Source organism: Arthrobacter sp. AD-310 (assembly GCF_054656615.1).
On the sequence record NZ_BAAHNO010000031.1, the window covers coordinates 1 to 23224 of the forward strand.

The 23224-nt window shown below is 66.6% G+C and carries 21 protein-coding genes; 10 read left to right on the forward strand and 11 right to left on the reverse strand.

The annotated features are described in order from the left end of the window. Both ACYQ1Z_RS16955 and ACYQ1Z_RS16960 read right to left on the reverse strand, forming a co-directional pair. Nucleotides 1–435, reverse strand: a 435-nt coding sequence (locus tag ACYQ1Z_RS16955) for an LGFP repeat-containing protein (protein ID WP_459793715.1), incomplete at its 3' end; no start/stop codon positions are given. Nucleotides 436–697: 262 nt separating this feature from the next. Beyond that, entirely contained in the window at nucleotides 698–1567 is an 870-nt protein-coding gene (locus tag ACYQ1Z_RS16960) for an Fpg/Nei family DNA glycosylase (RefSeq protein WP_459793716.1), read from the reverse strand. A gap of 164 nt (nucleotides 1568–1731) precedes the next feature. On the opposite strand from ACYQ1Z_RS16960, the gene gcvH reads away from it, so the two are divergent. The 5 genes from gcvH (at nucleotide 1732) to ACYQ1Z_RS16985 (ending at nucleotide 4818) form a co-directional block, all read left to right on the forward strand. Next, nucleotides 1732–2118: a glycine cleavage system protein GcvH gene (gcvH, locus tag ACYQ1Z_RS16965; RefSeq protein ID WP_459793717.1), complete on the forward strand. Its 387-nt coding sequence runs from the start codon at nucleotides 1732–1734 to the stop codon at nucleotides 2116–2118. A gap of 155 nt (nucleotides 2119–2273) precedes the next feature. Then, nucleotides 2274–2750 (forward strand): FHA domain-containing protein, encoded by a 477-nt coding sequence (locus tag ACYQ1Z_RS16970; RefSeq protein WP_459793718.1) that lies wholly within the window; start codon nucleotides 2274–2276, stop codon nucleotides 2748–2750. A 23-nt stretch (nucleotides 2751–2773) separates the two neighbouring features. After that, entirely contained in the window at nucleotides 2774–3490 is a 717-nt protein-coding gene (gene ftsR, locus ACYQ1Z_RS16975; protein WP_459793719.1) for a transcriptional regulator FtsR, read from the forward strand. Next, complete coding sequence (locus tag ACYQ1Z_RS16980; RefSeq protein ID WP_138135016.1) at nucleotides 3490–3993, forward strand: bifunctional nuclease family protein; 504 nt, start codon at nucleotides 3490–3492, stop codon at nucleotides 3991–3993. Before ftsR ends, ACYQ1Z_RS16980 begins: the two co-directional genes overlap by 1 nt. Before the next feature lie 231 nt (nucleotides 3994–4224). Then, nucleotides 4225–4818 carry a MerR family transcriptional regulator gene (locus tag ACYQ1Z_RS16985; protein WP_009358601.1) on the forward strand — a complete coding sequence of 198 codons (594 nt, stop codon included), beginning with the start codon at nucleotides 4225–4227 and terminating at the stop codon, nucleotides 4816–4818. Between the two features lie 91 nt (nucleotides 4819–4909). On the opposite strand, the gene ACYQ1Z_RS16990 is transcribed toward ACYQ1Z_RS16985, so the two are convergent. After that, on the reverse strand, nucleotides 4910–5728 hold the full coding sequence (locus ACYQ1Z_RS16990) for a ParA family protein (RefSeq protein WP_459793720.1): 819 nt from the start codon (nucleotides 5726–5728) through the stop codon (nucleotides 4910–4912). Nucleotides 5729–6030: 302 nt separating this feature from the next. Here ACYQ1Z_RS16990 and ACYQ1Z_RS16995 point away from each other — a divergent pair, with 302 nt between their 5' ends. After that, nucleotides 6031–9429 carry a pyruvate carboxylase gene (locus ACYQ1Z_RS16995; protein ID WP_459793721.1) on the forward strand — a complete coding sequence of 1133 codons (3399 nt, stop codon included), beginning with the start codon at nucleotides 6031–6033 and terminating at the stop codon, nucleotides 9427–9429. 83 nt (nucleotides 9430–9512) lie between these two features. Here the strand turns inward: ACYQ1Z_RS16995 and ACYQ1Z_RS17000 are convergent, their stop codons facing one another. Beyond that, nucleotides 9513–11321, reverse strand: a complete 1809-nt coding sequence (locus ACYQ1Z_RS17000) for an AMP-dependent synthetase/ligase (RefSeq protein WP_459793722.1) — start codon at nucleotides 11319–11321, stop codon at nucleotides 9513–9515. A gap of 180 nt (nucleotides 11322–11501) precedes the next feature. On the opposite strand from ACYQ1Z_RS17000, the gene ACYQ1Z_RS17005 reads away from it, so the two are divergent. Then, the gene (locus ACYQ1Z_RS17005) at nucleotides 11502–12590 is read left to right on the forward strand and encodes an ROK family glucokinase (protein ID WP_459793723.1); all 1089 of its coding nucleotides are present in this window, start codon (nucleotides 11502–11504) and stop codon (nucleotides 12588–12590) included. Between the two features lie 53 nt (nucleotides 12591–12643). Here the strand turns inward: ACYQ1Z_RS17005 and ACYQ1Z_RS17010 are convergent, their stop codons facing one another. From ACYQ1Z_RS17010 to ACYQ1Z_RS17020, 3 genes are read right to left on the reverse strand one after another with little or no spacing between them, the layout of a single operon-like run. Beyond that, nucleotides 12644–13189 carry a hypothetical protein gene (locus ACYQ1Z_RS17010; protein WP_459793724.1) on the reverse strand — a complete coding sequence of 182 codons (546 nt, stop codon included), beginning with the start codon at nucleotides 13187–13189 and terminating at the stop codon, nucleotides 12644–12646. Continuing rightward, nucleotides 13176–13997 carry an alpha/beta hydrolase gene (locus tag ACYQ1Z_RS17015; RefSeq protein ID WP_459793725.1) on the reverse strand — a complete coding sequence of 274 codons (822 nt, stop codon included), beginning with the start codon at nucleotides 13995–13997 and terminating at the stop codon, nucleotides 13176–13178. Before ACYQ1Z_RS17015 ends, ACYQ1Z_RS17010 begins: the two co-directional genes overlap by 14 nt. Further along, the gene (locus tag ACYQ1Z_RS17020) at nucleotides 13994–14782 is read right to left on the reverse strand and encodes an alpha/beta hydrolase (RefSeq protein WP_459793726.1); all 789 of its coding nucleotides are present in this window, start codon (nucleotides 14780–14782) and stop codon (nucleotides 13994–13996) included. Before ACYQ1Z_RS17020 ends, ACYQ1Z_RS17015 begins: the two co-directional genes overlap by 4 nt. Nucleotides 14783–14893: 111 nt before the next feature. Between ACYQ1Z_RS17020 and ACYQ1Z_RS17025 the strand changes: the two genes are divergently transcribed. Next, complete coding sequence (locus ACYQ1Z_RS17025) at nucleotides 14894–15754, forward strand: lysophospholipid acyltransferase family protein (RefSeq protein WP_459793727.1); 861 nt, start codon at nucleotides 14894–14896, stop codon at nucleotides 15752–15754. Between the two features lie 105 nt (nucleotides 15755–15859). After that, nucleotides 15860–17254: a class II 3-deoxy-7-phosphoheptulonate synthase gene (locus tag ACYQ1Z_RS17030; RefSeq protein WP_459793728.1), complete on the forward strand. Its 1395-nt coding sequence runs from the start codon at nucleotides 15860–15862 to the stop codon at nucleotides 17252–17254. Nucleotides 17255–17269: 15 nt separating this feature from the next. Here the strand turns inward: ACYQ1Z_RS17030 and ACYQ1Z_RS17035 are convergent, their stop codons facing one another. Both ACYQ1Z_RS17035 and ACYQ1Z_RS17040 read right to left on the reverse strand, forming a co-directional pair. Beyond that, nucleotides 17270–19450 (reverse strand): Stk1 family PASTA domain-containing Ser/Thr kinase, encoded by a 2181-nt coding sequence (locus ACYQ1Z_RS17035; RefSeq protein WP_459793729.1) that lies wholly within the window; start codon nucleotides 19448–19450, stop codon nucleotides 17270–17272. 102 nt (nucleotides 19451–19552) lie between these two features. After that, complete coding sequence (locus ACYQ1Z_RS17040) at nucleotides 19553–20911, reverse strand: lytic transglycosylase (RefSeq protein ID WP_459793730.1); 1359 nt, start codon at nucleotides 20909–20911, stop codon at nucleotides 19553–19555. Nucleotides 20912–21155: 244 nt separating this feature from the next. Here ACYQ1Z_RS17040 and ACYQ1Z_RS17045 point away from each other — a divergent pair, with 244 nt between their 5' ends. Continuing rightward, entirely contained in the window at nucleotides 21156–21509 is a 354-nt protein-coding gene (locus ACYQ1Z_RS17045; protein WP_459793731.1) for an Rv2175c family DNA-binding protein, read from the forward strand. 9 nt (nucleotides 21510–21518) lie between these two features. Here the strand turns inward: ACYQ1Z_RS17045 and ACYQ1Z_RS17050 are convergent, their stop codons facing one another. Further along, a complete protein-coding gene (locus ACYQ1Z_RS17050; protein WP_459793732.1) occupies nucleotides 21519–22613 on the reverse strand; it encodes a polyprenyl synthetase family protein in 1095 nt (364 codons plus the stop codon). Further along, nucleotides 22610–23137, reverse strand: coding sequence for a hypothetical protein (locus ACYQ1Z_RS17055; RefSeq protein ID WP_459793733.1), 528 nt, complete (start codon nucleotides 23135–23137; stop codon nucleotides 22610–22612). Before ACYQ1Z_RS17055 ends, ACYQ1Z_RS17050 begins: the two co-directional genes overlap by 4 nt. Nucleotides 23138–23224 lie beyond the last annotated feature (87 nt).

The window sequence follows — 23224 nt, forward strand, 5'->3', positions numbered from 1 at the left end:
GCCTGCTGCGCCTGGTGTTGAGGTTTCGTCGGTGAGTGGGAAGCCGAGGAAGCCTGCGGGTCCGCCGAGTTGGAGGTAGTGTCCGCGGATTGCGCCGTGTACTTCGTGGGGTCCGGTGGCGGTGCTGAAGTAGATCGCGCCGCCGGTGAAGTTGTTGTATCGGCCTGCTGCGCCTGGTGTTGAGGTTTCGTCGGTGAGTGGGAAGCCGAGGAAGCCTGCGGGTCCGCCGAGTTGGAGGTAGTGTCCGCGGATTGCGCCGTGCACTTCGTGGGCGCCGGTGGCGGTGCTGAAGTAGATCGTCCCGCCGGTATAGTCCTGGGCGCGGCCCCCGGCGATGTCGTACGGGCTGCCGACTGGCGTGCCAAGGAACGATGCGCTGCCGCCGAGTTGCCCGTAGTGTTCGACGATCGCGTCGTCGCCAACCTGCTGGACCATTAGTGACGCCGGAAGGCTCTGTTGCGTAACTGCCGCTGATGCGGAAGCGGGCGGCCCCAGGCTCCCGCCGAGGGCGAGGGCCACGGCTGTTACAAGGATGGCGGATCGAGACCGGCGCATTGCTACCCCTTCGTGGTGACCGAGACATGCGAGCCTTGATCGTGACGCTACGCCCGAGGGGCATGCCCGGGCAGGGCCAGAGGTCCCGAACCGCATCCGGATCACCAGCGACGCGGGGCAGCCGGGGGGGCTGCCAGTCTTCCTACTTCAGGAACTTCGACGTCCGGCGGTCTGCGAGGATCTTTCCCTTCGTTTGGCAGGTTGGGCAATACTGCAGGGCCGTGTCGGCAAAGGACACCTCCCGGACGGTGTCGCCGCACACCGGGCAGGGCAGGCCCGTCCTTGCATGGACACGCATGTGGCTGCGCTTGACGTCCTTGAGGTCTTTGGGCGGTTTCCCGGCTGCTTCTGCCAGCGCTTCGCCCAGCACGCTGTGGATGGCGTCGTACAGGACCTGCACCGTCTCCCGGTCCAGTGATTTTGCCGTCGCGAACGGCGAGATGCGCGCCGCGTGCAGGATCTCGTCGCTGTACGCGTTGCCGATTCCGGCGATGACGCTCTGGCTGCGCAGAAGTCCCTTGATCTGCTGCGAACTCCCGGCCAGGATTTCGGCCAGCATGCCGGCGTCGAACGCGTCCGTAAACGGGTCCGGGCCCAGCGTGGCGATGCCGGGGACCTCCTGCGGATCATGCACGACGTACACGGCCAGGCTCTTTTTGGTGCCCGCCTCCGTGAGGTCGAAGCCCCTGGGACCGTCGGGGCCGGTGAAGGCGCAGCGGACCGCGATGAGCCCTTTGCCCATCTTCAGTTGGCTGTCCGCCGGGGAATCGGTGAAGCGGAGCCAGCCGGCGCGGGCCAGGTGGAACACCAGGGAGATGCCGTCCGTGTCGATGCTGATGAACTTGCCGAAACGCCGGACGCCGGTCACGGTCCGGCCCTCAAGGGCGTTGTACGGCGGGTCCGCCGTCTTCAGGACGGCGAAGGAGACGATCTGCAGTTTGGCCACCACGGTTCCCCGCAGTTGCTCGTCCAGGAACCGGGCCAGGCCGGCTACCTCGGGAAGTTCGGGCATGGCTTACCTGCCGTTCCCGGTGCGGCCTGCAGCAGTGCGCGCGCTCATGGGTCCCATCTTGTCAGAAACCCCGGTGGACGCCCTGCCGGATGTGCCTATACTTTCAGCGGCGGTCTGTTTCCGGGCCCCGAGTCCAAGGTGTTTGACCAGATGAAAGGCCCCCTATGAGCAACATTCCCGAAGACCTGTCCTACACCGCCGAACACGAATGGGTTTCCGCTCCCAATGCCGACGGCGTTGTACGCGTGGGCATCACCGATTTCGCCCAGGACGCGCTTGGGGATGTTGTCTACGCCCAGATGCCCGAAGTCGGCACCAAGATTACGGCGAACGAAGTTGTGGGCGAGGTTGAGTCCACCAAGAGCGTCAGCGACATCTACGCCCCCGTGTCCGGTGAAGTCGTGGCCCGCAACGAGTCCCTGGACACCGATTCGGCCCTGATCAACACCGATCCCTACGGCGACGGCTGGCTGATCGAGGTCAAACTGGCGGAAGCGGACGCTGTCGACTCGCTGCTCAGTGCATCGGAGTACGAACAACAGGTAGGCTAAAGCTAACCGGTACATCCGGTCCGGCTCCGCGTCGCAGGCACGACGTCTTCGCATGTCAGAGCCGGATGGGGAGCCGGTGCCGGACCTGCCGGGCAGGACCGGAGGGGAAACGTTGGCTGCAGCCCCAGGGGCTGCAGCGGGAAGAGGAGGAATCCATGGCTCGCCACACACAGAACCCTGCCGACGGGGAATACGGCGCGGGTGCGGCTAAGGCGTCCGAGACCACCTCCATCCATCTCACCCCGGTCCGGGATGAACCCACCATCGCGCCCAAGCTCTCCTCGGAGGAGCGTAACTCGGTGGAGGCGCTGCCGGCCGGATCGGCGCTGCTGGTTGCCCACAGCGGACCGAACGCCGGTGCCCGCTTCCTGCTCGACTCCGACGTCACCACCGCCGGACGCCACCCGGATGCCGACATCTTCCTGGACGACGTCACCGTCTCACGCCGGCACGTCGAATTTCGGCGGACCGCCCACAGCTTCGAGGTGGTGGACAAGAACAGCCTCAACGGGACCTACGTCAACCACGACCGCGTTGATGCCGTGGAGCTCAAGTCCGGCAGCGAAGTGCAGATCGGCAAGTTCCGCCTCACCTTCTACCTGAGCCCTGCCAGCGCTGCAGGCCGCGGCTGAACCGGGGACCGCTGCCTGTGGCAATGGCACAACCCGAACGCCGGGGACCCCAGGTCCTCAACATTGGCGAAGTCCTCGCGCAACTCAGCGCCGACTTTCCAGGCATGACCGCGTCCAAAATCAGGTTCCTGGAGGAGAAGGGGCTCATCAATCCGCGCCGCACCCCTGCGGGGTACAGGCAGTACTCCGACGGCGACGTGGAGCGCCTGCGGTTCGTCCTCGCCCTGCAGCGGGACCAGTACCTTCCGCTGAAGGTCATCAAGGACTACCTGGACGCAATCGACAGGGGAGAGCGGCCGGAGAACCTGCCACCCGGCGTCGTGGTGTCCCCGCGCATCGTCTCGGACGAGCTGGCTGCCGAGCTCCAGAACCGCGGGCGCAAGCTCACCGAAGAACAGCTGCGGACCGAATCGGGTGCCAGTGTTCCGCTGCTCAAGGCGCTGCTGGACTTCGGGCTGATCAGCCACAGCAACGGCACCTTTGACGAGCATGCCCTCCAGGTGGCCCGCGCCTGCGTCCAGCTGGAGAGCCATGGCCTGGAGCCCCGGCACCTTCGCCCGTTCCAGGCTGCCGCCGAACGCGAGTTCGGCCTGGTGGAACGGGCCGTGGCGCCCCTTGCCTCCCGGAAGGACTCCGCGTCCCAGGCCCGGGCCGCGGAGGCCGCCCGTGAAATCAGCGACCTCTGCCTCACCCTGCACCGTGCCCTGGTGCAGGACCACATCTCACGCATGGACATCTGATGATTGAAGTCGAGATTGTAGGCGTTCGGATCGAACTGCCTTCCAACCAGCCCCTGGTCCTGCTGCGCGAGATGCACGGCGAACGCCACGTGCCGATCTGGATCGGTACACCGGAGGCCAGCGCCATCGCCCTGGCGCAGCAGGGCGTGGTCCCGCCGCGTCCCATGACGCACGACCTCCTGGTGGACGTCGTGGAGTCCCTGGGCCATTCGGTGGTCAGCGTGAACATTGTGGCCGTGGAAGACAACATCTTCTACGGGCAGCTCCAGTTCGAAAACGGCACCACCGTCAGCTCGCGCGCCTCCGATGCCCTCGCCGTCGCGCTGCGGGCAAAGTGCCGCATTTGGTGTGCCGATTCCGTGATGGACGAGGCGGGCGTCCGGATCACCGAACACGACGAGGGCGAGGATACCGAGCCCGGCCCCACCGTGGACGAGGAACGTGAACTGCGGCGTTTCCGGGAATTCCTTGACGACGTGGAGCCCGAGGACTTCGACGGCTGAGATCACGTTAAGGTTGCAGTTGAGGTTGAAACTTTCGACACGCCTGCCAAAACCCTCAGGGTCTTTGACCTTGGGACCGGCCACCCTTAACGTCGAAGTATAGAGTTCCCATTGCTTACGGCAGCCGCGCAAGTCACACTGGAAAGTGCGCCCCGCGATAATTACATGCATGGTCTTCGTACCAAGGCTGCTGCAGGTGTTCCCCGGGAGCGCATGACAAGGAGGATCCAGGTGAGTCCCAAAGGCGAAGCAGGCGGGCTGAAACAGCCCACGGCTGGTGTTGCTGTGCCCGCGAGCGGTGCCCAGGGCCTCCTGTTTACCGAAGACCTTCCCGTTCTCGACGAGGACGCCGGGTACCGTGGACCTACTGCCTGCAAGGCAGCCGGCATCACCTACCGGCAGCTGGACTACTGGGCACGGACCGGCCTCGTGGAACCTGCCGTCCGCGGCGCTGCAGGCTCCGGCTCCCAGCGGCTCTACGGCTTCCGCGACATCCTGGTCCTCAAAGTGGTCAAACGGCTCCTTGACACGGGTGTTTCCCTGCAGCAGATCCGCACGGCCGTGGAGCACCTGCGTGAGCGCGGCGTGGAGGACCTTGCCCAGATCACCCTGATGAGCGACGGCGCCAGTGTCTACGAGTGCACCTCCGCCGATGAGGTCATCGACCTCGTGCAGGGCGGCCAGGGAGTCTTCGGCATCGCCGTCGGCCGTGTCTGGCGCGAAGTCGAGGGCAGCCTCGCCTCGCTGCCCAGCGAACACGCCGCCGAGCAGTCCTTCCCGGACGACGAGCTGAGCAAGCGGCGCGCCGCGCGAAAGATCAGCTGACTTAATCTTCAACAGCGAGAGGGCCGTCCCGGATGGGGCGGCCCTCTCGCTGTTGGGGAATGCTTGACCGGGTGCCTGGCCCCGCGCAGTCCTACCTGGTGCGGCTGCGCAGGCCGGCGCCCACGGCCATCAGGTTGGCGAGCAGGTCGTCGAAGAGGGCGGCGGCGGACTTGGCCGAATCGCCGGGCCAGTGGTGGACCGGGTGGGCGGCGCCCTGGATCTGCTGCCAGTTGGCCTGTTCCGGGATGCGGGGGCTGAGGAGGAGTTCGCCGAACATGGACTCCATCTCGGCCAGCCGGTAGGTGTGCTCGGACGAGCCGCTGCGGACGCGGTTGGCCACGATGCCGGCAGGGGACAGGTTGGGCGCGAATTCCTGCTTGAACAGCTGGATGGCCCTCATGGTGCGTTCCGTCCCTGCAACCGAGAAGAGTCCCGGCTCTGCGACGAGGGCTACCTTGTCGCTGGCGGACCAGGCCATGCGGGTGAGTCCGTTGAGGGAGGGCGGGCAGTCCACCAGCACCAGCTCGTAGTTGTCCGCCCCGGCGAGGACGGCCGAAAGCCGGCGGAGGTCGCGGCGGCCGAGGTCCGGACGGTCGTAGATGCCGGTATAGGCGGAGCCGACGGCGACGTCCAGGACGGCGGGTCCGGAACCGTTGGCAGCGACGCGCGAAGTCCAGCTGCTGCCCACGACGTTCTCCGCGAGTTTGGCGCGGCGCGGGCTCTTGAGCATCCTGCCGATGTCCAGCTGGTCCCCCGGCTGCACACCCAGCGCGGTGGTGGCGTCGGCATGCGGGTCGAGGTCCACCACCAGCGTCCGGACGCCCGCGGCCAGCGCCGCAGATGCCAGTCCCGTGGTGACGGAAGTCTTGCCGACTCCACCCTTAAGGCTGCTGATGCTGACTACTTGCACTTGAGAGACCAAAACCTAACGCCGGATGCCGTGTTGGGAGTAATGTTTGCTCCGGCAGAGCCGAAGCCGGACGGTCCTGCCGCCCTACTCATCATATGTGGATGCGCCGGTGAATCCTGCCTTAAGGGGAGCCGGCCCGGCATCCACTGTGCTGGCCGGGGCGCTTTCCGCCGCCACGGCTGGAAGCGATCGGGACATGACGGGGAAATCTGTGATGGTCGACACAAAGATTTGTGTTTGTCCTTGTAGGTCCTAGACACTGTGACCACTCACCGATCCACCCGCAATGATGCAGGAGAAGTATGTTTTCCAAAGTTCTGGTGGCCAACCGCGGCGAAATCGCGATCAGGGCCTTCCGCGCCGGCTACGAGCTGGGCGCCAAGACCGTTGCTGTCTTCCCACACGAGGATAGGAACTCGATCCACCGCCAGAAAGCGGACGAGGCCTACCTGATCGGTGAGGAAGGACACCCGGTCCGCGCGTACCTGGATGTTGACGAGATCGTGCGGGTAGCCAAGGAGGCCGGGGCGGACGCCATCTACCCGGGCTACGGCTTCCTGTCGGAAAACCCGGGCCTGGCCCGTGCGGCCAAGGACGCCGGCATCACGTTTGTGGGTCCGCCGGCCGAGGTCCTGGAGCTCGCAGGCAACAAGGTGGCCGCGCTGAAGGCCGCCCGGGAGGCAGGTGTTCCTGTGCTGAAGTCCAGCGAGCCGTCCAAGGACCTGGACGAACTGCTGGCCGCCGCGGATGAGATCGGTTTCCCCATCTTCGCCAAGGCAGTCGCCGGCGGCGGTGGCCGCGGCATGCGCCGGGTGGATACCCGCGAGGCGCTTCCGGAAGCCCTGAAGTCCGCCATGCGCGAGGCTGACGCCGCGTTCGGCGACCCCACCATGTTCCTGGAGCAGGCGGTCCTGCGCCCGCGGCACATCGAGGTGCAGATCCTCGCCGACGCCGAGGGCAACACCATCCACCTCTTCGAACGTGACTGCTCCATCCAGCGGCGCCACCAGAAGGTCATCGAGATCGCGCCGGCGCCCAACCTGGACGAGGGCATCCGCCAGGCCCTCTACCGCGACGCCGTGAAGTTTGCCAAGGCCCTGAACTACGTCAACGCCGGCACCGTGGAATTCCTGGTGGACACTGCCGGTGAACGCGCCGGCCAGCACGTCTTTATCGAAATGAACCCGCGCATCCAGGTGGAACATACCGTCACCGAGGAGGTCACGGACGTCGACCTGGTCCAGGCGCAGATGCGGATCGCCTCCGGCGAAACGCTCGCGGACCTCGGACTTTCACAGGAAACGGTGCGCCTCCGGGGCGCTGCCCTGCAGAGCCGGATCACCACCGAGGACCCGGCGAACGGTTTCCGCCCCGACGTCGGAAAGATCACCGGGTACCGTTCCGCCGGCGGTGCGGGCGTACGGCTCGACGGCGGCACCGTCTACTCGGGTGCCGAGATCAGCCCGCACTTCGACTCCATGCTGGTCAAGCTCACCTGCCGCGGCAGGGACTACCCTGCGGCAGTTGCACGGGCGCGCCGTGCCCTCGCCGAATTCCGCATCCGTGGCGTCTCCACCAACATCTCCTTCCTCCAGGCGGTGCTGGACGATCCGGACTTCGTGGCAGGCGATGTCGCCACCAACTTCATCGACGAGCGGCCCCAGCTGCTCAAGGCCAGGGTCTCCGCCGACCGCGGCACCAAGCTCCTCACCTGGCTGGCCGACGTCACCGTCAACAAGCCGAACGGCGAGCTGACCGTCCACTCGAACCCGGCGGAGAAGCTTCCGTCCGTCAAGGACATCACCGCTGCCCCGGGGTCGCGGCAAAAGCTGCTGGAACTGGGGCCGGAAGGGTTCGCCAGGGCACTTCGCGAGCAGACCGCCGTGGCGGTCACCGACACCACCTTCCGGGACGCGCACCAGTCGCTCCTGGCCACGCGTGTCCGCACCCGCGACCTCGTCGCAGCCGGCCCTGCCGTCACGGCGCTCCTGCCCGAGCTGCTGTCCGTCGAAGCATGGGGTGGTGCCACCTATGACGTAGCCCTCCGCTTCCTGGGCGAAGACCCGTGGGACCGGCTGGCCGCACTGCGCAAGGCCATGCCGAACGTCTGCATCCAGATGCTGCTCCGCGGCCGGAACACGGTGGGCTACACGCCCTACCCGGAAGAGGTCACCGAAGCGTTCGTCAACGAGGCGGCGGCAACGGGCATCGACATCTTCCGCATCTTCGACGCCCTCAACGACGTCAGCCAAATGGCACCCGCCATCCGCGCCGTCCGGGCAACCGGCACCGCCGTCGCCGAAGTTGCGCTGTGCTACACCGGCGACCTGCTGGATCCGGCCGAGAAGCTGTACACGCTCGAGTACTACCTTGAGCTCGCACAGAAGATCGTCGACGCCGGTGCGCACATCCTCGCCATCAAGGACATGGCGGGGCTGCTGCGTCCGGCAGCTGCTGCCAAGCTTGTCGCAGCCCTCCGGGAACGTTTCGACCTGCCGGTCCACCTGCACACCCACGACACCGCAGGCGGCCAGCTGGCCACGCTCCTGGCAGCCGTGGACGCGGGTGTCGACGCCGTCGACGTCGCCTCCGCCTCGTTGGCCGGCACCACCAGCCAGGTCTCGGCATCGGCCCTGGTGGCTGCCCTCGCCCACACTCCGCTGGACACCGGCCTGAGCCTGGAAGCCGTCAGCTCCCTTGAGCCCTACTGGGAGGCGGTCCGCCGCGTCTACGCCCCGTTCGAGTCCGGCCTGCCCGGACCTACCGGCCGCGTCTACAAGCACGAGATCCCGGGCGGCCAGCTGTCCAACCTCCGCCAGCAGGCCATGGCACTGGGACTGGGCGAACGGTTCGAAGCCATTGAGGACATGTACACCGCCGCGGACCGGATCCTCGGGCACCTGGTCAAGGTGACGCCGTCGTCCAAAGTGGTGGGCGACCTCGCCCTGCACCTGGTGGGCCTCAACGCCGACCCGGCCGACTTCGAACAGAACCCGCAGAACTACGACATCCCGGACTCGGTCATCGGCTTCCTGTCCGGCGAGCTCGGTGATCCTCCGGGAGGCTGGCCGGAGCCCTTCCGCACCAAGGCCCTGCAGGGCAGGAGCGTAAAGGTCCGCGACGTTGAGCTCAGCCCGGAAGACAGCGCAGCTCTGAAGTCCGACTCGAAAACCCGCCAGCACACGCTGAACCGGCTGCTCTTCGACGGACCAACCAAGGACTACCTGAAGAGCGTCGAAACCTACGGCAACATTTCGGTCCTGGACACCCGCGACTACCTGTACGGGCTCCAGCGCGGACAGGAGCATGAGATCCAGCTCGAACGCGGCGTCCGGCTCATTGCTTCGCTGGAAGCAGTGTCCGAACCCGACGAGAAGGGCATGCGCACCGTCATGTGCACCCTCAACGGCCAGTCCCGGCCTGTTGCGGTTCGCGACCGTTCGGTGGTCAGCAACGTCAAGTCCGCCGAGAAGGCGGACCCGGCGCAGCCCGGCCACGTCGCCGCACCGTTCGCCGGTGCGGTCACCGTCACGGTCAAGACGGGCGACACCGTCAACGCCGGTGACACGGTCGCCACCATCGAGGCCATGAAGATGGAGGCATCCATCACGACGCCGGTGGGCGGCAAGGTGTCCCGCCTCGCCATCTCCTCGGTGGAGCAGGTCCAGGGCGGTGACCTGCTGCTCGTCGTCGAGCAGTAGGCGGAACCTGGCTGAGCAGGACAACAAAAGGGTCCTCCCACTGAACGCCAGTGGGAGGACCCTTGTGTTTGCCTGCGGAACAGTCAGGAGCGGGGCGTCGCGTACATCTCTTCGATGACGGTCTCAAAGTCCTTCATCACCTGCGCCCGCTTCACCTTCATGGACGGGGTGAGGTGGCCGGACGCTTCGGTGAACTCGGCGGGCACAATCCGGAAGGACTTGATGGCCTCGGCCTGGGAGACCGAGGTGTTGGCGGCCGTGATCAGGTCCTGGACCGCGGCCTTCACCACCGGGTTGTTGGCGGCGTCGTCGAGGGCCGTGTCTGCCGGGAGGCCGTGCCGCTGCAGCCAGCCCGGAAGTGCCTCCTGGTCAAGCGTGACCAGGGCGCCGATGAAGGGCCGGTTGTCACCGACCACCAGGACCTGCGAGACCAGCGCATCTGCACGGATCTGGTCTTCGAGGAGCGCCGGGATGACGTTCTTGCCGCCTGCGGTGACGATGATCTCCTTCTTGCGGCCGGTAATCCACACAAAGCCGTCCTCGTCCAGCCGGCCGATGTCGCCGGTGCGGAGCCAGCCGTCGGAGAACGTCTCGGCCGAGAGATCGTCGCGCTTGTAGTACCCGCGCATCACGCAGACACCCTTGGCCAGGATCTCGCCGTCGTCGGCGATTTTTACGGCGTTGCCCGGCAGGGGCTTGCCCACCGAACCGATCTTGATCAGCGATGGGGTGTTGACGGAGATGGGCGCAGTGGTTTCGGTCAGGCCGTAGCCTTCCAGCACCTGCAGGCCAATGCCCTGGAAGAAGTGGCCCAGCCGCTCGCCCAGGGGGCCGCCTCCGGACACCGCGTGGGCGACGTGCCCGCCCATGGCCGCGCGGAGCTTGCCGTACACCAGTTTGTCGAACAGCGCATGCCGCAGTTTCAGGCCGAGTCCGACCCGTCCGGCCTGGCGTGCCTTCGAGAAAGCGATGGCGGTGTCGGCGGCCTTGTGGAAGATGGCACCTTTGCCGCCGTCCTCTGCCTTGGTCAGGGCCGAGTTGTAGACCTTCTCGAAGACCCGCGGGACGGCCAGGATAAAGGTCGGCTCATAGCTCTGCAGGTCGGACAGCAGGTTCTTGATGTCCGGCGTGTGCGCCACCGTGGTGCCCGCTGCCATGGCAAGGACGGAGATGAACCGGGCAAACACGTGGGCAAGCGGCAGGAACATGATGGTCTTGGCGTTTTCGTGGACGATCTCGCCGATGATGGCCAGTGCGTTGTCCGAAAGCTCGACGAAGTTCCCGTGCGTCAGCTCGCAGCCCTTGGGCCTGCCCGTGGTGCCTGAGGTGTAGATGATGGTGGCGAGGTCGTCCAGCCCGGCGGCCTTCCGCCGCTCCTCAAGCTCCCCGTCACTGACAGCACCGCCCGCAGCGCGGAGCGCGTCCAGCCCCTGTCCCTCGAGCTGCCATACGTGCTGGAGGTCGGTCAGGCCCTCCGCCGTGGCAGCCTGCCGGATGACGTTCTCGTGGTGCGCGGCCTCCGCGAAGGCGGCGACCGCACCGGAATCACCGAGGTTCCAGGCGACCTGTGAGGGGGAGGAGGTCTCGTAGATGGGGACGGACACACCACCGGCAAACCAGATGGCGAAGTCCACCAGGGACCACTCGTAACGCGTGCGCGACATAATGCCTACGCGGTCGCCGGCGCCAACGCCGCTGGCGATCAGTCCCTTGGCGATCGCCCGGACGTCGGCCAGGAATTCAGTGGCGCTGATGTCCTGCCAGGCACCGGCCTGGTCAAGGCGGGAGAACACTGCCGGGTTGCTGGCTTTGGCCGCCTGGCGCAGCACCAGATCGGTGATATTAGTTTCCGGTGGGACAACAACAAGAGGCGGAACACTGAATTCGCGCACTATAGCTCCTTTGATATCCGGACCTCCCGCTCAGGGGGTATGCCTACAGACTAGTACGCTGCTGCCGGAGCCGCGCAGCACCTAAACCTACTCGTGAGTAACATCCTCGTCAATGGCTCGCCGGCTCCCGCGGCGGGGCTTCCCGGCAGGCAAGGACAAGGAAACCTAGAATGGGAGACTATGTACGGACAATCCTCCGGCGAGCACGCCGCCTCCCGCAACAAACCGGCGCCATGGGCACGGCGGTCCGCTGCCTACCGGGCCTCCGGCGGCCAGGGCGGTTTCCGTGGACAGATGCGCCTCAACCGGCGCGGCCTTGCCATCGGCATCGACATCGGCGGCACCAAGGTCGCGGCCGGAGTAGTGGACGCTGACGGCCGGATCCTGAGCGAAGCCCGCCGCTCGACGCCGGGGACGGACCCGCGGGCGGTGGAGCGGGTCATCGTCGAACTGGTGGAGGAGCTGAGCCGGGGCCAACGGATCCGGTCTGTGGGGATCGGCGCCGCAGGATGGATGGATCTCGACGGCGGCACGGTACTTTTCAGCCCGCACCTGGCATGGCGCAACGAACCGCTGCGCGCCAACCTGCAGAGGCTCCTGCGGCGGCCCGTGCTGCTGGCCAACGACGCCGACGCGGCCGCGTGGGCCGAATGGCGGTTCGGGGCCGGGCAGGGCGAAGACCGGCTGGTTTGCATCACCCTCGGGACCGGCATCGGCGGTGCCATGGTGATGGACGGCAGGGTCGAGCGTGGACGGTTCGGCGTGGCCGGCGAGTTCGGGCACCAGGTGATCGTGCCCGGGGGCCACCGCTGCGAGTGCGGCAACCGCGGCTGCTGGGAACAGTATGCGTCGGGCAATGCCCTCGGGCGCGAGGCAAGGATCCTGGCCCGCAGCAACTCGCCCATGGCCCAGGACCTCCTGGCGGCCGTGGGCGGGAAACCCGACACCATCACGGGCGCCATCGTGACTGAGCTCGCGCTGGCGGGCGATACAGCATCGCGGGAGCTCATCGAGGAAGTGGGGGAATGGCTCGGCCTCGGCCTGGCCAACCTGGCGGCGGCACTCGATCCTGGCCTCTTTGTCATAGGCGGGGGCCTGTGCTCCGCCGGCGACCTGCTGGTGGAGCCGGCACGGAAGGCATTCGCCCGGAACCTGACCGGGCGCGGGTTCCGGCCCGCAGCGGAGATCAAGCTTGCGGCCCTGGGGCCGAACGCCGGCCTCATCGGGGCGGCCGACCTGTCACGGGTCAGCAGCCGGATCCGCGCCTGACCGGTCGGGCCGCGCCTGACGGGACGGGTCGCGCCTGACCGGAGGGGCCGGGGCTAAACCCGGGCGCCGTCGTCGTCCTCGTCTTTATCCTGGGGAAGCTTCATGATCAGGTACACCGTTCCCAGCACAAAGACCGTCACGATGCCAATGATGGCCAGGAGGGGCGCGGACCGCCAGAACATTGCCGACAGCAGCAGCGCAACGGGACCGCCCACGGCGGCAAGCCACGCCAGCATGGTCAGCGGGTCTGTCCCGGCAAGGCTGGGCGGTTCCTCCGGAACGAACCCGTCTTCGTCGTCGTCAACCCCGTAGTCGCGTGGTCCCCAGGGCTCGCCCGCATCGGCATCCGGGTGTCCCGGTACGTCCCGCCGTTCCGCCGGCAGTTCCAGCGGTGCGGTCCCTGCCAGCCCCAGGGGGTCGAAGTCCCGGAAGGAAGCCCGGTGTTCCTGCTGCGGTTCCTGGGTCTCCGGTCCCTCGGGGGCATCAGGTGCCGGCGCAGGGTCCCCCTGCAGGCGGGCCACCAGGTCCAGCCACACGGCATCGTCCGGGTCTGCGCCCTGGTCCTGGGAATCGGGGGAGCCGGAGTCAGGCCTGTTCATGCCGCCCCTCCCGGCCTGCCGGCGCCGGAGATCCAGGCGCGGCACCCGCCGCCCCGCCGGGCAGCACGTGGCGGATGAAGTCGACCGAACCCTGGAAAATCTGTTCCGCATCGTTGTCCAGGGTGGCCACGTGGTAGCTGTTGCGGAGTTCGACAACTTCCAGCGGAGCATGCGTCAACCCCCGGCGGAGCAGGGCGACGCTCGAGCCGGATACAACATGGTCCACCGTGGACCTGTACACCTGCACGGGCGCGGTGATCCGGGGGAGGAGACGGACGGTGTCACGGAACATCTTGTTCATCTCGTGCGCGGCAGCGACCGGGGTGCGGGAATAGGCCCCCTCGTCCATACCCTCCTTGAGGATGTCATTGGCGATGGCCGGTGTGCTCTTCATCACGAGTTTCAGGAAGCCCGCCAGCGGGGCCCGGGGATCGTCGATGACCAAGGCCGGGTTGACCAGGACGACTCCCGCCACGGGCCGGGTGGCCGCTATACGCAAAGCCAGGGCGCCCCCCATGCTCAGGCCGGCGGCGAAAACATGCTCGCACTCCGCCTCCAGGTCCAGGTACGCCTGGTCCAAGGCGGTGTGCCACTGCTGCCAGCGGGTCCTGGCAAGGTCCTGCCACCTCGTGCCGTGGCCCGGCAGCAAGGGCATCCGGACGGCAAAACCGGCGTCCGCGAAGGCCTGCGCCCAGGCGCGGAGTCCGTGCGGGCTCCCCGTGAACCCGTGTGAAAGGACCACTCCCGTCCGGGGTCCATCCCCGCTCGAAGCGCTGGTGAACGGACTGTGGTCCGGCGTGGACGTCATGGGGTCTCCGAAGTGCTGGCGAGGCGGGCATGGGCGCGGAAGAATGCACCGGACCTGGCAAAGATCCGGGGCGCGTCCACGTCCAGCGTAGCCACATGTCCACTGTTATCAAGGCTCACCACCTCAACAAGGTGCCCGCCAAGCCGTTTCCGGAGCATCTCCAGCGACGTAGGTGGAACCACGATGTCGGTCCGCGACTTGAACACCTGGACCGGTGCCGTGATGGCCGGCATGCCGCGGAGGGCGGCGCCGAAGAGCTTTTTGAGTTCGTGGACGGCGGCAAGCGGTGTGCGGGTGTAGTCGCCGTCGTCGGTGTGGGGCGCCGTCGGCTGGTCCTCCTGGATGGGGACGGTTGTCCGCTGGAAATACTTGAGCACCCCGATGACGTGGATCCGGCGGTCGTAGAAACTCAGGCCCGGATTGACCACGCTGACACCGGCCACCGGGTGGCGGGAAGCCGTCAGAAGCGCCACCGCGCCGCCCATCGACAGTCCGGCTACGAAACACGCATCGGTGCGCGACCGGAGCTCCAGGAATGCGTCCTCGTAGCAGCGGTACCAGTCAGCCCAGCCGGTGCGGGCAAGTTGCCGCCAGTCCGTCCCGTGTCCTGGAAGCAGGGGAACAGAGACGGCGTAGCCCTGCCCGGCCAGGTATTCGGCCCACGGCATGACGCTCAGCGGACTGCCGGTGAAGCCATGGCAGATAGCGATGCCGATCCGGGCGTTGTCCCCGTGCCCCGGGTAGCTGAAAGCGGCTGGACGTGGGGGAACGCGGCTTTCAGTCATGGGTCCATCGTGTCACTGTTCGCGGCAAATCTCACTAGAGTAGGGTTGCATTGATCTGCCGACCAGGCCCGGTGCGGGGCCTGGGAGCCGCCTTCCGGAGAGGTTCGCCACGTGTTCTATTGGGTCATGAAAAGGATCTTCCTCGGTCCGGTACTGAAGCTGCTTTTCCGCCCCTGGGTCAAGGGCCTGGACAATATCCCGGCGCAGGGCGCGGCCATCATCGCTTCCAACCATCTCTCGTTTTCCGACTCCATCTTTATGCCGCTGATGGTCCGCCGTCCCGTGGTGTTCCTCGCCAAGTCGGAGTACTTCACCGGCACGGGGATCAAGGGGAGGCTCACTGCCCTGTTCTTCCGCCTCACCAACCAGTTGCCGATGGACAGGTCCGGCGGCGCTGCCTCTGCCGCCTCCCTCAATGCGGGCATGGAAGTCCTGAACCACGGCGGCCTGCTGGGCATCTACCCGGAGGGCACGCGGAGTCCCGATTCGCGCCTGTACCGGGGCAAAGTCGGCGTGGCCAGGCTTGCCCTCGAGGCAGGGGTTCCGGTGGTTCCCGTGGCCATGATCGGCACCGACAAGGTGCAGCCGATCGGCAAGCGGCTGCCGAATATCCGCAGGATCGGCATGATCTTCGGAGAGCCGCTGGACTTCAGCCACTACCGGGACCAGGCGGAAGACCGCGAGGTGCAACGGAAAGTCGCGGACCAGGTCATGTTCGAGCTGCAGCGGCTTTCCGGCCAGGAGTACGTGGACGAATACGCAGCGGTGGTGAAGCTGCGGATGGCGGGGAAGGCCGTGGAGCCGGCCGCCAGCGCCGAACCCCTTGCGTCACCTGCCGCGGCGGCCGGCGGTACGGGTAATGAAAACGCCGGCGACGCGGATGCCGGAGGCGCGGGCACCGGGAAGGCGGGGGACGGGAAGGCGGGGGACGGGAAAGCTCGCGACGACGGCGGGGCTGCCGCCGCCGGATAGCGTCCGCCGGCCGGCTGGGCAAACTCGAGGCCTGGACGTGTGACGCGCAAGCCTGCCCCCGTGACGGTTCGGTGTCGATGCAAGCGGCGCTGCCGTTAGTCTTAGATGGTGACTGAGCTATCCGCAAAACCCGCCTTTACGCTGTCCAGCACCGCCCAGAGTGGCGCTGCCAACTATCCCGGACTTGACGACTGGCGGGACCTCCCGATTTCACAGCAGCCCAGCTGGCAGGACAAGGAGGTGTTTGACGCCTCCGTCAAGGAACTTTCCGTGCTTCCGCCGCTGGTGTTCGCCGGCGAAGTGGACATCCTGCGCGAGCGGCTGGCCGCAGCCGCCCAGGGCAAGGCGTTCCTGCTGCAGGGCGGCGACTGCGCCGAAACGTTTGAGGCCGCCACGGCGGATAAGATCAGTGCCCGGGTGAAGACCATCCTCCAGATGGCAGTGGTGCTGACCTATGGCGCAGCCATGCCCGTCATCAAGATGGGCCGGATGGCCGGCCAGTTCGCCAAGCCCCGCTCCTCGAACGACGAAACCCGCAATGGCGTCACCCTTCCGGCATACCGCGGCGACATCGTCAACGGCTACGACTTCACCCCCGAGTCCCGCGGGCACGACGCCTCGCGCATGCTGAAGGCCTACCACACGTCCGCGTCCACGCTGAACCTCATCCGGGCCTTCACCCAGGGCGGCTTCGCGGACCTCCGCTCCGTACACCAGTGGAACAAGGGATTTACCGAGAATCCCGCGCATGCCCGGTACGAATCGCTCGCCCGCGACATCGACCGCGCAATTAAGTTCATGGATTCCTGTGGCGCGGACTTCGAAGCGCTCAAGCGCGTGGAGTTCTTCGCCAGCCATGAGGCCCTGCTGCTTGACTACGAGCGTGCCCTGACCCGCATTGACTCCAGGACGGGCTTCCCGTACGACACTTCGGCACACTTCCTGTGGATCGGCGAGCGAACCCGGGAACTTGACCACGCGCACGTGGACTTCCTGTCCCGCGTCCGCAACCCCATCGGGGTCAAGCTGGGCCCGTCCACCACGGGAGACGACGCGCTGCGCCTGATCGACAAGCTGGACCCGGAGCGCGAGCCGGGCCGGCTCACCTTCATCACCCGCATGGGCGCCGGTAACATCCGCGAGAAGCTGCCTGCCGTCGTCGAGAAAGTCACGGCCTCCGGCGCGCAGGTCCTGTGGGTCACCGACCCCATGCACGGCAACACGGTCACCTCGCCGAACGGCTACAAGACCCGCAATTTCGACGACGTCATTGACGAGGTGCGCGGGTTCTTCGAGGTGCACCACGGCCTCGGCACGGTCCCGGGCGGCCTGCACGTGGAGATGACCGGCGACGACGTTGCCGAATGCCTCGGCGGTGCAGATCCCATTGACCAGGATGCCTTCCTTGACCGCTACGAGTCGGTCTGCGATCCGCGGCTGAACCATATGCAGTCGCTGGAAATGGCGTTCCTGGTGGCCGGCGCGCTGGCAAAGCACTGATCAACGTTTTGCCGCTTAACGTTTTGCCGCACTGACGGTGGTGTAGGCGGCCCGGGCCGCCCACACCACCGTCAACGTGATCACGGAACCCTCCGGAACTTCCTTGTCCACCGGGTCCTGGTCCCGGACCGTTCCGAAGAACCCGCCCAGCACGTTGTTGACCCGCACCTGGAAGCCGAGGGCCTCCAGCGCCCGGCGTGCTTCGCCGGCCTGCCGGCCAATGAAGCTGGGCACTTCCACCATCCGCGGGCCCTTGGAAATCGTGAGCGTCACGGTGCCGCCGCGCGTGAGCGTTCCGCCCATGGGCGCCTGGCTGACAACGGATCCCTCCGGAACGTTCTTGTCGAAGACCTCTTCCCGTGCCACCTCCGCAATGAGGCCCGCTGCCTCGATGGCATCCACGGCGTCGTCCTCGTCCTGTCCCACCACCGACGGTACCGGGATGGGCTCGGGCCCCTTGGAAACGACCATTGCCACCGGGGTTCCGCGCCTGACCGGGGTTGCGGCAGCCGGATCCTGGGAGAGGACAACACCTGCGGCGGCGTCCTCATTGAACTCTTCGGTGACGGTCCCCAGCGCCATGCCGGCGGCGTTCAACGAGTTTTTGGCTTGCTCGAGGGTGCCGCCTGTTAACTTCGGCAGTTCGAAAAGCTGGGGCCCCTTGGAGACGAACAGGGCCACGGGCTGGAACTTGCGGATTTCCGTGCCTGCCCCGGGCTCACTTCCCACCACCAGGCCGCTCGGGACGTCGTCATCGAAAACATCACTCGTGGTGGATCGGAAACCCGCCTCACTGAGCAGCTGCTGGGCCTGCGCCACCGTTTTGTTGGCCACCGGGGGGATGGCCGCCGCGGCGCCGGGGCCCATACCAAAGAACCATCCGGCTCCCGTGGCAAGCAGCGCCGCCAGGAGCAGGACCACCACCCACAGCACACCGCGCCGGCGCGGGCTGCCTTCGCGCAGGGCACGTACAGGCGTGGCAGCAGCACGCGCACGGGCCTTCCCCTCTTCCTTCCCGGCCTTCCGCTGCTCGCGTTTGCTGAGGACCGGCGGGGGCGGGGCCCAGGCCTCGTCCTCATCCTCGCCCGGAGGGGTGAGGACATGGCTCCCGCGGATGGCAGCTGGACCCTGGTTCCTGCTGCCCTGCGCCTGGCCCGCCACCGCTCCCTGGCTGGGTCCATGCGGGGGACGTGCCGGTCGGCCCGCGGGGATGACCGTGGTCGGGTTGTTTGTCCGGGCGATGAATTCGGTGCTGTTCGGGGTGGCGCCGTGGACGGGTTCCGTTTCGAGAGCCTGGGGTGCGGCCGGCGCAGCTGCAGCCTTGGCCGCGGGCGGCTGGAGGTCGAGCTCCGCATCGCTCAGGTTGGTGCGGATGTGCCGCAGCTCCTGGAGGAGCGCACTGCCGTCCACCGGGCGGTTCTCGGGATCGTTGGCAGTGCACCACTGCACCAGCTCATCCAGTTCCGCAGCCAACCCGGGAACCAGGGCAGACGGCGGGCCGACCGTTCCGTTGACGTGCTGGTAGGCAACCTGGATGGGGACATCGCCCTTGAACGGCTGCTGCCCGGTGAGCATTTCGAAGAGCATGATGCCCACCGAGTAGACGTCGCTGCGGGCATCCGAGGACTTTCCCAGCACCACTTCAGGCGGCACATAGGCAACCGTCCCCATCAGGGTTCCGGAACTCGTCGATGTGGTTACCGCCCTCGCCAGGCCGAAGTCACCGATCTTGATCCGCCCGTCGTCGGCAATCAGGACGTTTTCCGGTTTCACATCGCGGTGGATAAAGCCGGCGGTATGCGCGGCGGCAAGTCCTTCGACGACGGGGTCAATGAGTGCCAGGGCCAGCCGCGGCGGCAGCGCGCCCTTGTCAGCGATGACGTCGCGCAGCGTGTGACCCTTGATGTACTCCATGACCAGGTATGCCGTATGGCCGTCGTTGCCCTGGTCCAGGACCCCCACAACGTGCGGATGCGACAGCCGGGCTGCCGCCTTGGCCTCCCGGCCCAGCCTGTCCAGGAAGCTGTCGTCGGCAGCGAGATGGGGGTGCAGCACCTTCAGGGCGACGTCGCGCTCGAGGCGCTGGTCCACCGCCAAATACACCGTGGACATGCCGCCCCTCGCCAGTCGCGACCGTACAGCGTAGCGGTTGTCCACCAGCGTTCCTACAAAAGGGTCAGACACGTGTTCCTGCACCCTTCGATCCTAAGCCCCGCAACGAAACGGGCCCGAACCGGCAGGCGGTCCGGGCCCGTGCAAGGCTCATGCCTGCCGCGTCCTGGTTGGTTGACGGAGCTGTCAGAAGTTCTTCCGGTGCGCCTTGATGGCAGCGACGTACGCCTTGGTGTCCTCGTACATGCCGTACTTGCTGACCGAATACTGGCCCTGGTAATAGCCCGCAATAGCCGTGTCCTCATCCTTGCTGGTGGCAAGGAGCCGGCGGATGATCGCAACCCCGGCGGTCGCGTTATCGTACGGGTCGAGCAGGTTCAGCTTCCGTCCCACCAGATCCGATGCCCACCGCCCCGAGCTGGGGATGACCTGCATGGTTCCGATGGCGTTGGCGGGGGAAACGGCCCGCTGGTCGAAGCCCGACTCCTGGTGCGCGAAGGCCAAAGCGAGTGCAGGATCCACGCCCATCCGGCGTGCTGTGTCGGCAACGATGTTGCGCATCTCGGCACGTGACGGAACGGGAGAGGCATTCAGGAGCGCCTTGTTCTCGTTGGCTGAGCTGACCACGGCCGGGGGGTAGCTGAAGCCCAGGAACGAACTTGGCACGAGCGGGGTCACGGCGGCTGCCGGCTGTGGCGCGGGCTGGCTGCCCGCACCCGGGATGGCCAGTTTGTTGCCGGGGAAGATGACCGTGGACAGGCTCATCCGGTTTGCGGACAGAAGCTCGGAGAGTTTGACGCCATGCCGGGAGGCGATGGCGGACAGGGTGTCGCCGGCCTTCACGGTGTACGAGCCAGGGGACGGTGCCGCGGTGGCCGACGTATTGGCCAGGGTGGCAGCCGGAGCGGGAGCGGGGGCAGACGGAGCCGGCTGCCCGGCACCAACCTTGATCTTCTGCCCCGGGTGGATGATGGAGCGCATGTTGAGGTTGTTCCAGCTGAAGACATCGCTGAGGGACACGTTGTGGCGGGCGGCGATGGCCCCCAGCGTGTCCCCGGGCTTGACTGTGTAAGTCGCGGCGTCGGCCGGCGCAGCCGGGGCCGGCGCGGGGGCAGGCGCGGCGGGGGAGGCCGGGGCGCCGGTGAGTTTGATCTTCTGACCCGGATAAATAAGGGTGTTGGCCTGCAGGTTGTTCAACCTGAGGACGTCACCGGTATTCAGGCCGAATTTCCCGGCAATACCCGTGATCGTGTCTCCACGCGCGATGGTGTATTCCGCCGGCGCGGACGGCTGCAGCGGTTTGAAGGCGGCCGGGATCGCAGTGGAGACGGATGCGGCGGGGATGATGGCGGCTGACGCCGCGGCAGCCTGCGCTTCCATCGCGGCGGCAAGAGTGGCAGGTACCGCCCTCGCTGGCTTTTCTGCGACGGCGGGCTCGGCGACCGCCAGAGACGACAACACAACCGCAGGCAGCGCCGCCGTTGTGGCAGCAATCATCGGCAGGCTCGGCTTGGGGGGCCGCTGGGGCGAGCGGGACATCGTCATGGAAAAGATCCTCTTCTCAACTGCGGGCGCGGGCGGGGAGGTGCCGCTGACTATTCCTGATACTAGTGTGACTTATGTTTTTACTGTTACCAGCGTTAACAATGTGAATCTCTCACGAATTCGCGGATAGCACAAGAATTCCGGGATTAGGCGCAAAGAAGATTTTCGGGAGTGTCCGCGGGATGCCGGCTGCACGGCCGGCTTCAACTAGGCGCGGAAGCGCCCACCATGGCAACCTTGATCCGTGAGTAACGTAGAAGACCTTGTGGGCGAGTGGTTGCCCCTCCCCGACGTAGCCGAGCTTTTGAATGTTTCCATTACCAGGGTGCACAGCCTTATTGATGATCGTGCACTGGCGGCATTAAGGGTGGGGGAACGGAATATCCGCTCCGTTCCTGCGGAATTCATTCAGGATGGGCAGGTGGTGGACAGCCTTAAGGGGACGATCGTTGTGCTGTCGGATGCCGGGTATTCGGATGAGGACCTGATCATCTGGTTGTTTACCGCTGACGAATCTCTGCGCGGCCGCCCCATCGACGCCCTGCGTGAAGGCCGCAAGACCGAAATCCGGCGGCGCGCACAGACGCTGGCCTGGTAAACCGGTCCCTCAGGAGGCCCGGCTGACCGTGGCTTCGGCCAGCCTCCGGAGGGCGGTTTTGGGCAGCTCGTCCAGAGGCAGTTCCTCCAGGGCGGTGAAGGCCGCTGATCCGAACTCATTAATGAGGACTTCGGTGGCATCGAGGGCGCCGGAGTCCTCGATGATCCGCCTGATCTCCGCCACGTCATCATCGGTCAGGTCCGGGCTGCCCAGCCGGGCATCGACAAAAGCGGATTCGGAGGCCGAGGCCTGGTCCAGGGCCAAAGCCACCAAAACGGTCCGCTTGCCCTCCCGCAGGTCGTCTCCGGCAGGTTTCCCCGTGGTCAGCGGATCGCCGAAGACACCGAGGACGTCATCGCGCAACTGGAACGCCTCGCCCAGCGGCAGCGCGAAGGCCGAGTAGCCGCGGAGCAGGTCATCCGATGCTCCGGCGAGGGCTCCGCCCAGGGCCAGGGGGTGTTCAGTCGAGTATTTGGCGCTCTTGAATCGGATGATCGACTGTGCCCGGCTTACTGCCCCGGCGCGGTCGCGGACCGGACCCGCCACCTCCTCCAGGATGTCCAGATACTGCCCGGCCATCACCTCCGCACGCATCAGGTTGAAGATCAGCCGGGCCCTGCTCCCCGACGCGGCCCGTTCGCCGATGTCGGTGAAGGCCTCCTCACTGAAGGACAGACAGAGGTCACCCGCCAGGATTGCCGCGGCCTGGCCGAACCGTTCACTGTCCAGGGCCCAGCCCTGGGCGCCGTGCAGCTGGCTGAAACGCCGGTGGACACTCGGCCCGCCCCGCCGGGTGTCCGAGCGGTCGATGATGTCGTCGTGGATCAGCGCCGCCGCCTGGAACAGTTCAAGCGCAGCGCCTGCCGTGACCACCTCGGCGGCGCCGGCTCCGCCGCCCGCACCGCGCCAGCCCCAGTAGCACATCAGCGCGCGCAGGCGCTTGCCGCCCGTCACCAGGTTGGAAATGGAGCCCATGATGGGATCGATGTCCGGGGATATGGCGGACATCACGGACTGCCGTTCGGTCAGGAAGCCGGTGAGCCCGCCCGCCACCGCCGCCACAAAGTCTGCCTGTTCGTTCCTAAGTTGCTCTGCGGCGCTCACTTTGCCGACTCAGCTGCCACGTTGGCGCCAATGGTGAAGGTGGCTACCCCGGAGGCTTCCACCACCGACAGGTTCACGGTTTCGCTGTCACCGCGCACAAAGTCCTTTGATGCCACTGCTCCAACGGAATCACCGGGAACAGCCTTGAATCCCTGCGCCTCGAGGGCTTTGGTATAGAAGTCCACGACAGCGGCCGTCGGGGCCTTAATGCTGGCTACGAGGGCCGCAGTGGCCGGTGCCGCTGTTTTATCGAAGCTGCTGGAGACAACCGTGGCTTCCGGCATAAGGGGCAGCAACTGCTGTGGGAAGCCCTCGACTACTGCTCCCACCGTGGCGGAGGTGTTGGGGGAGGCGGAGGGGCTCGAGGAAGCTGTGGCGGTGGGCGCAGTGCTTGCGGGGGCGGTTGCGGTGGAGGAGGAACCGGGCTCTGCTGACGGTGTGGGGCTGCAGGCGGCAAGGGCGATTGCTGCAGCGGCAGCGAGGACGGCCAAGCGCGCAGGCTTGTGGTTTCCAAAGTCCGTCACAGGGTTTTTCCTCCTGGTGTTGATGCCGGAATCAGCCTCCAGTTTAGTCAGTACCTGCGGCTAGGATTGCAGCTGTGGGGCCCGACC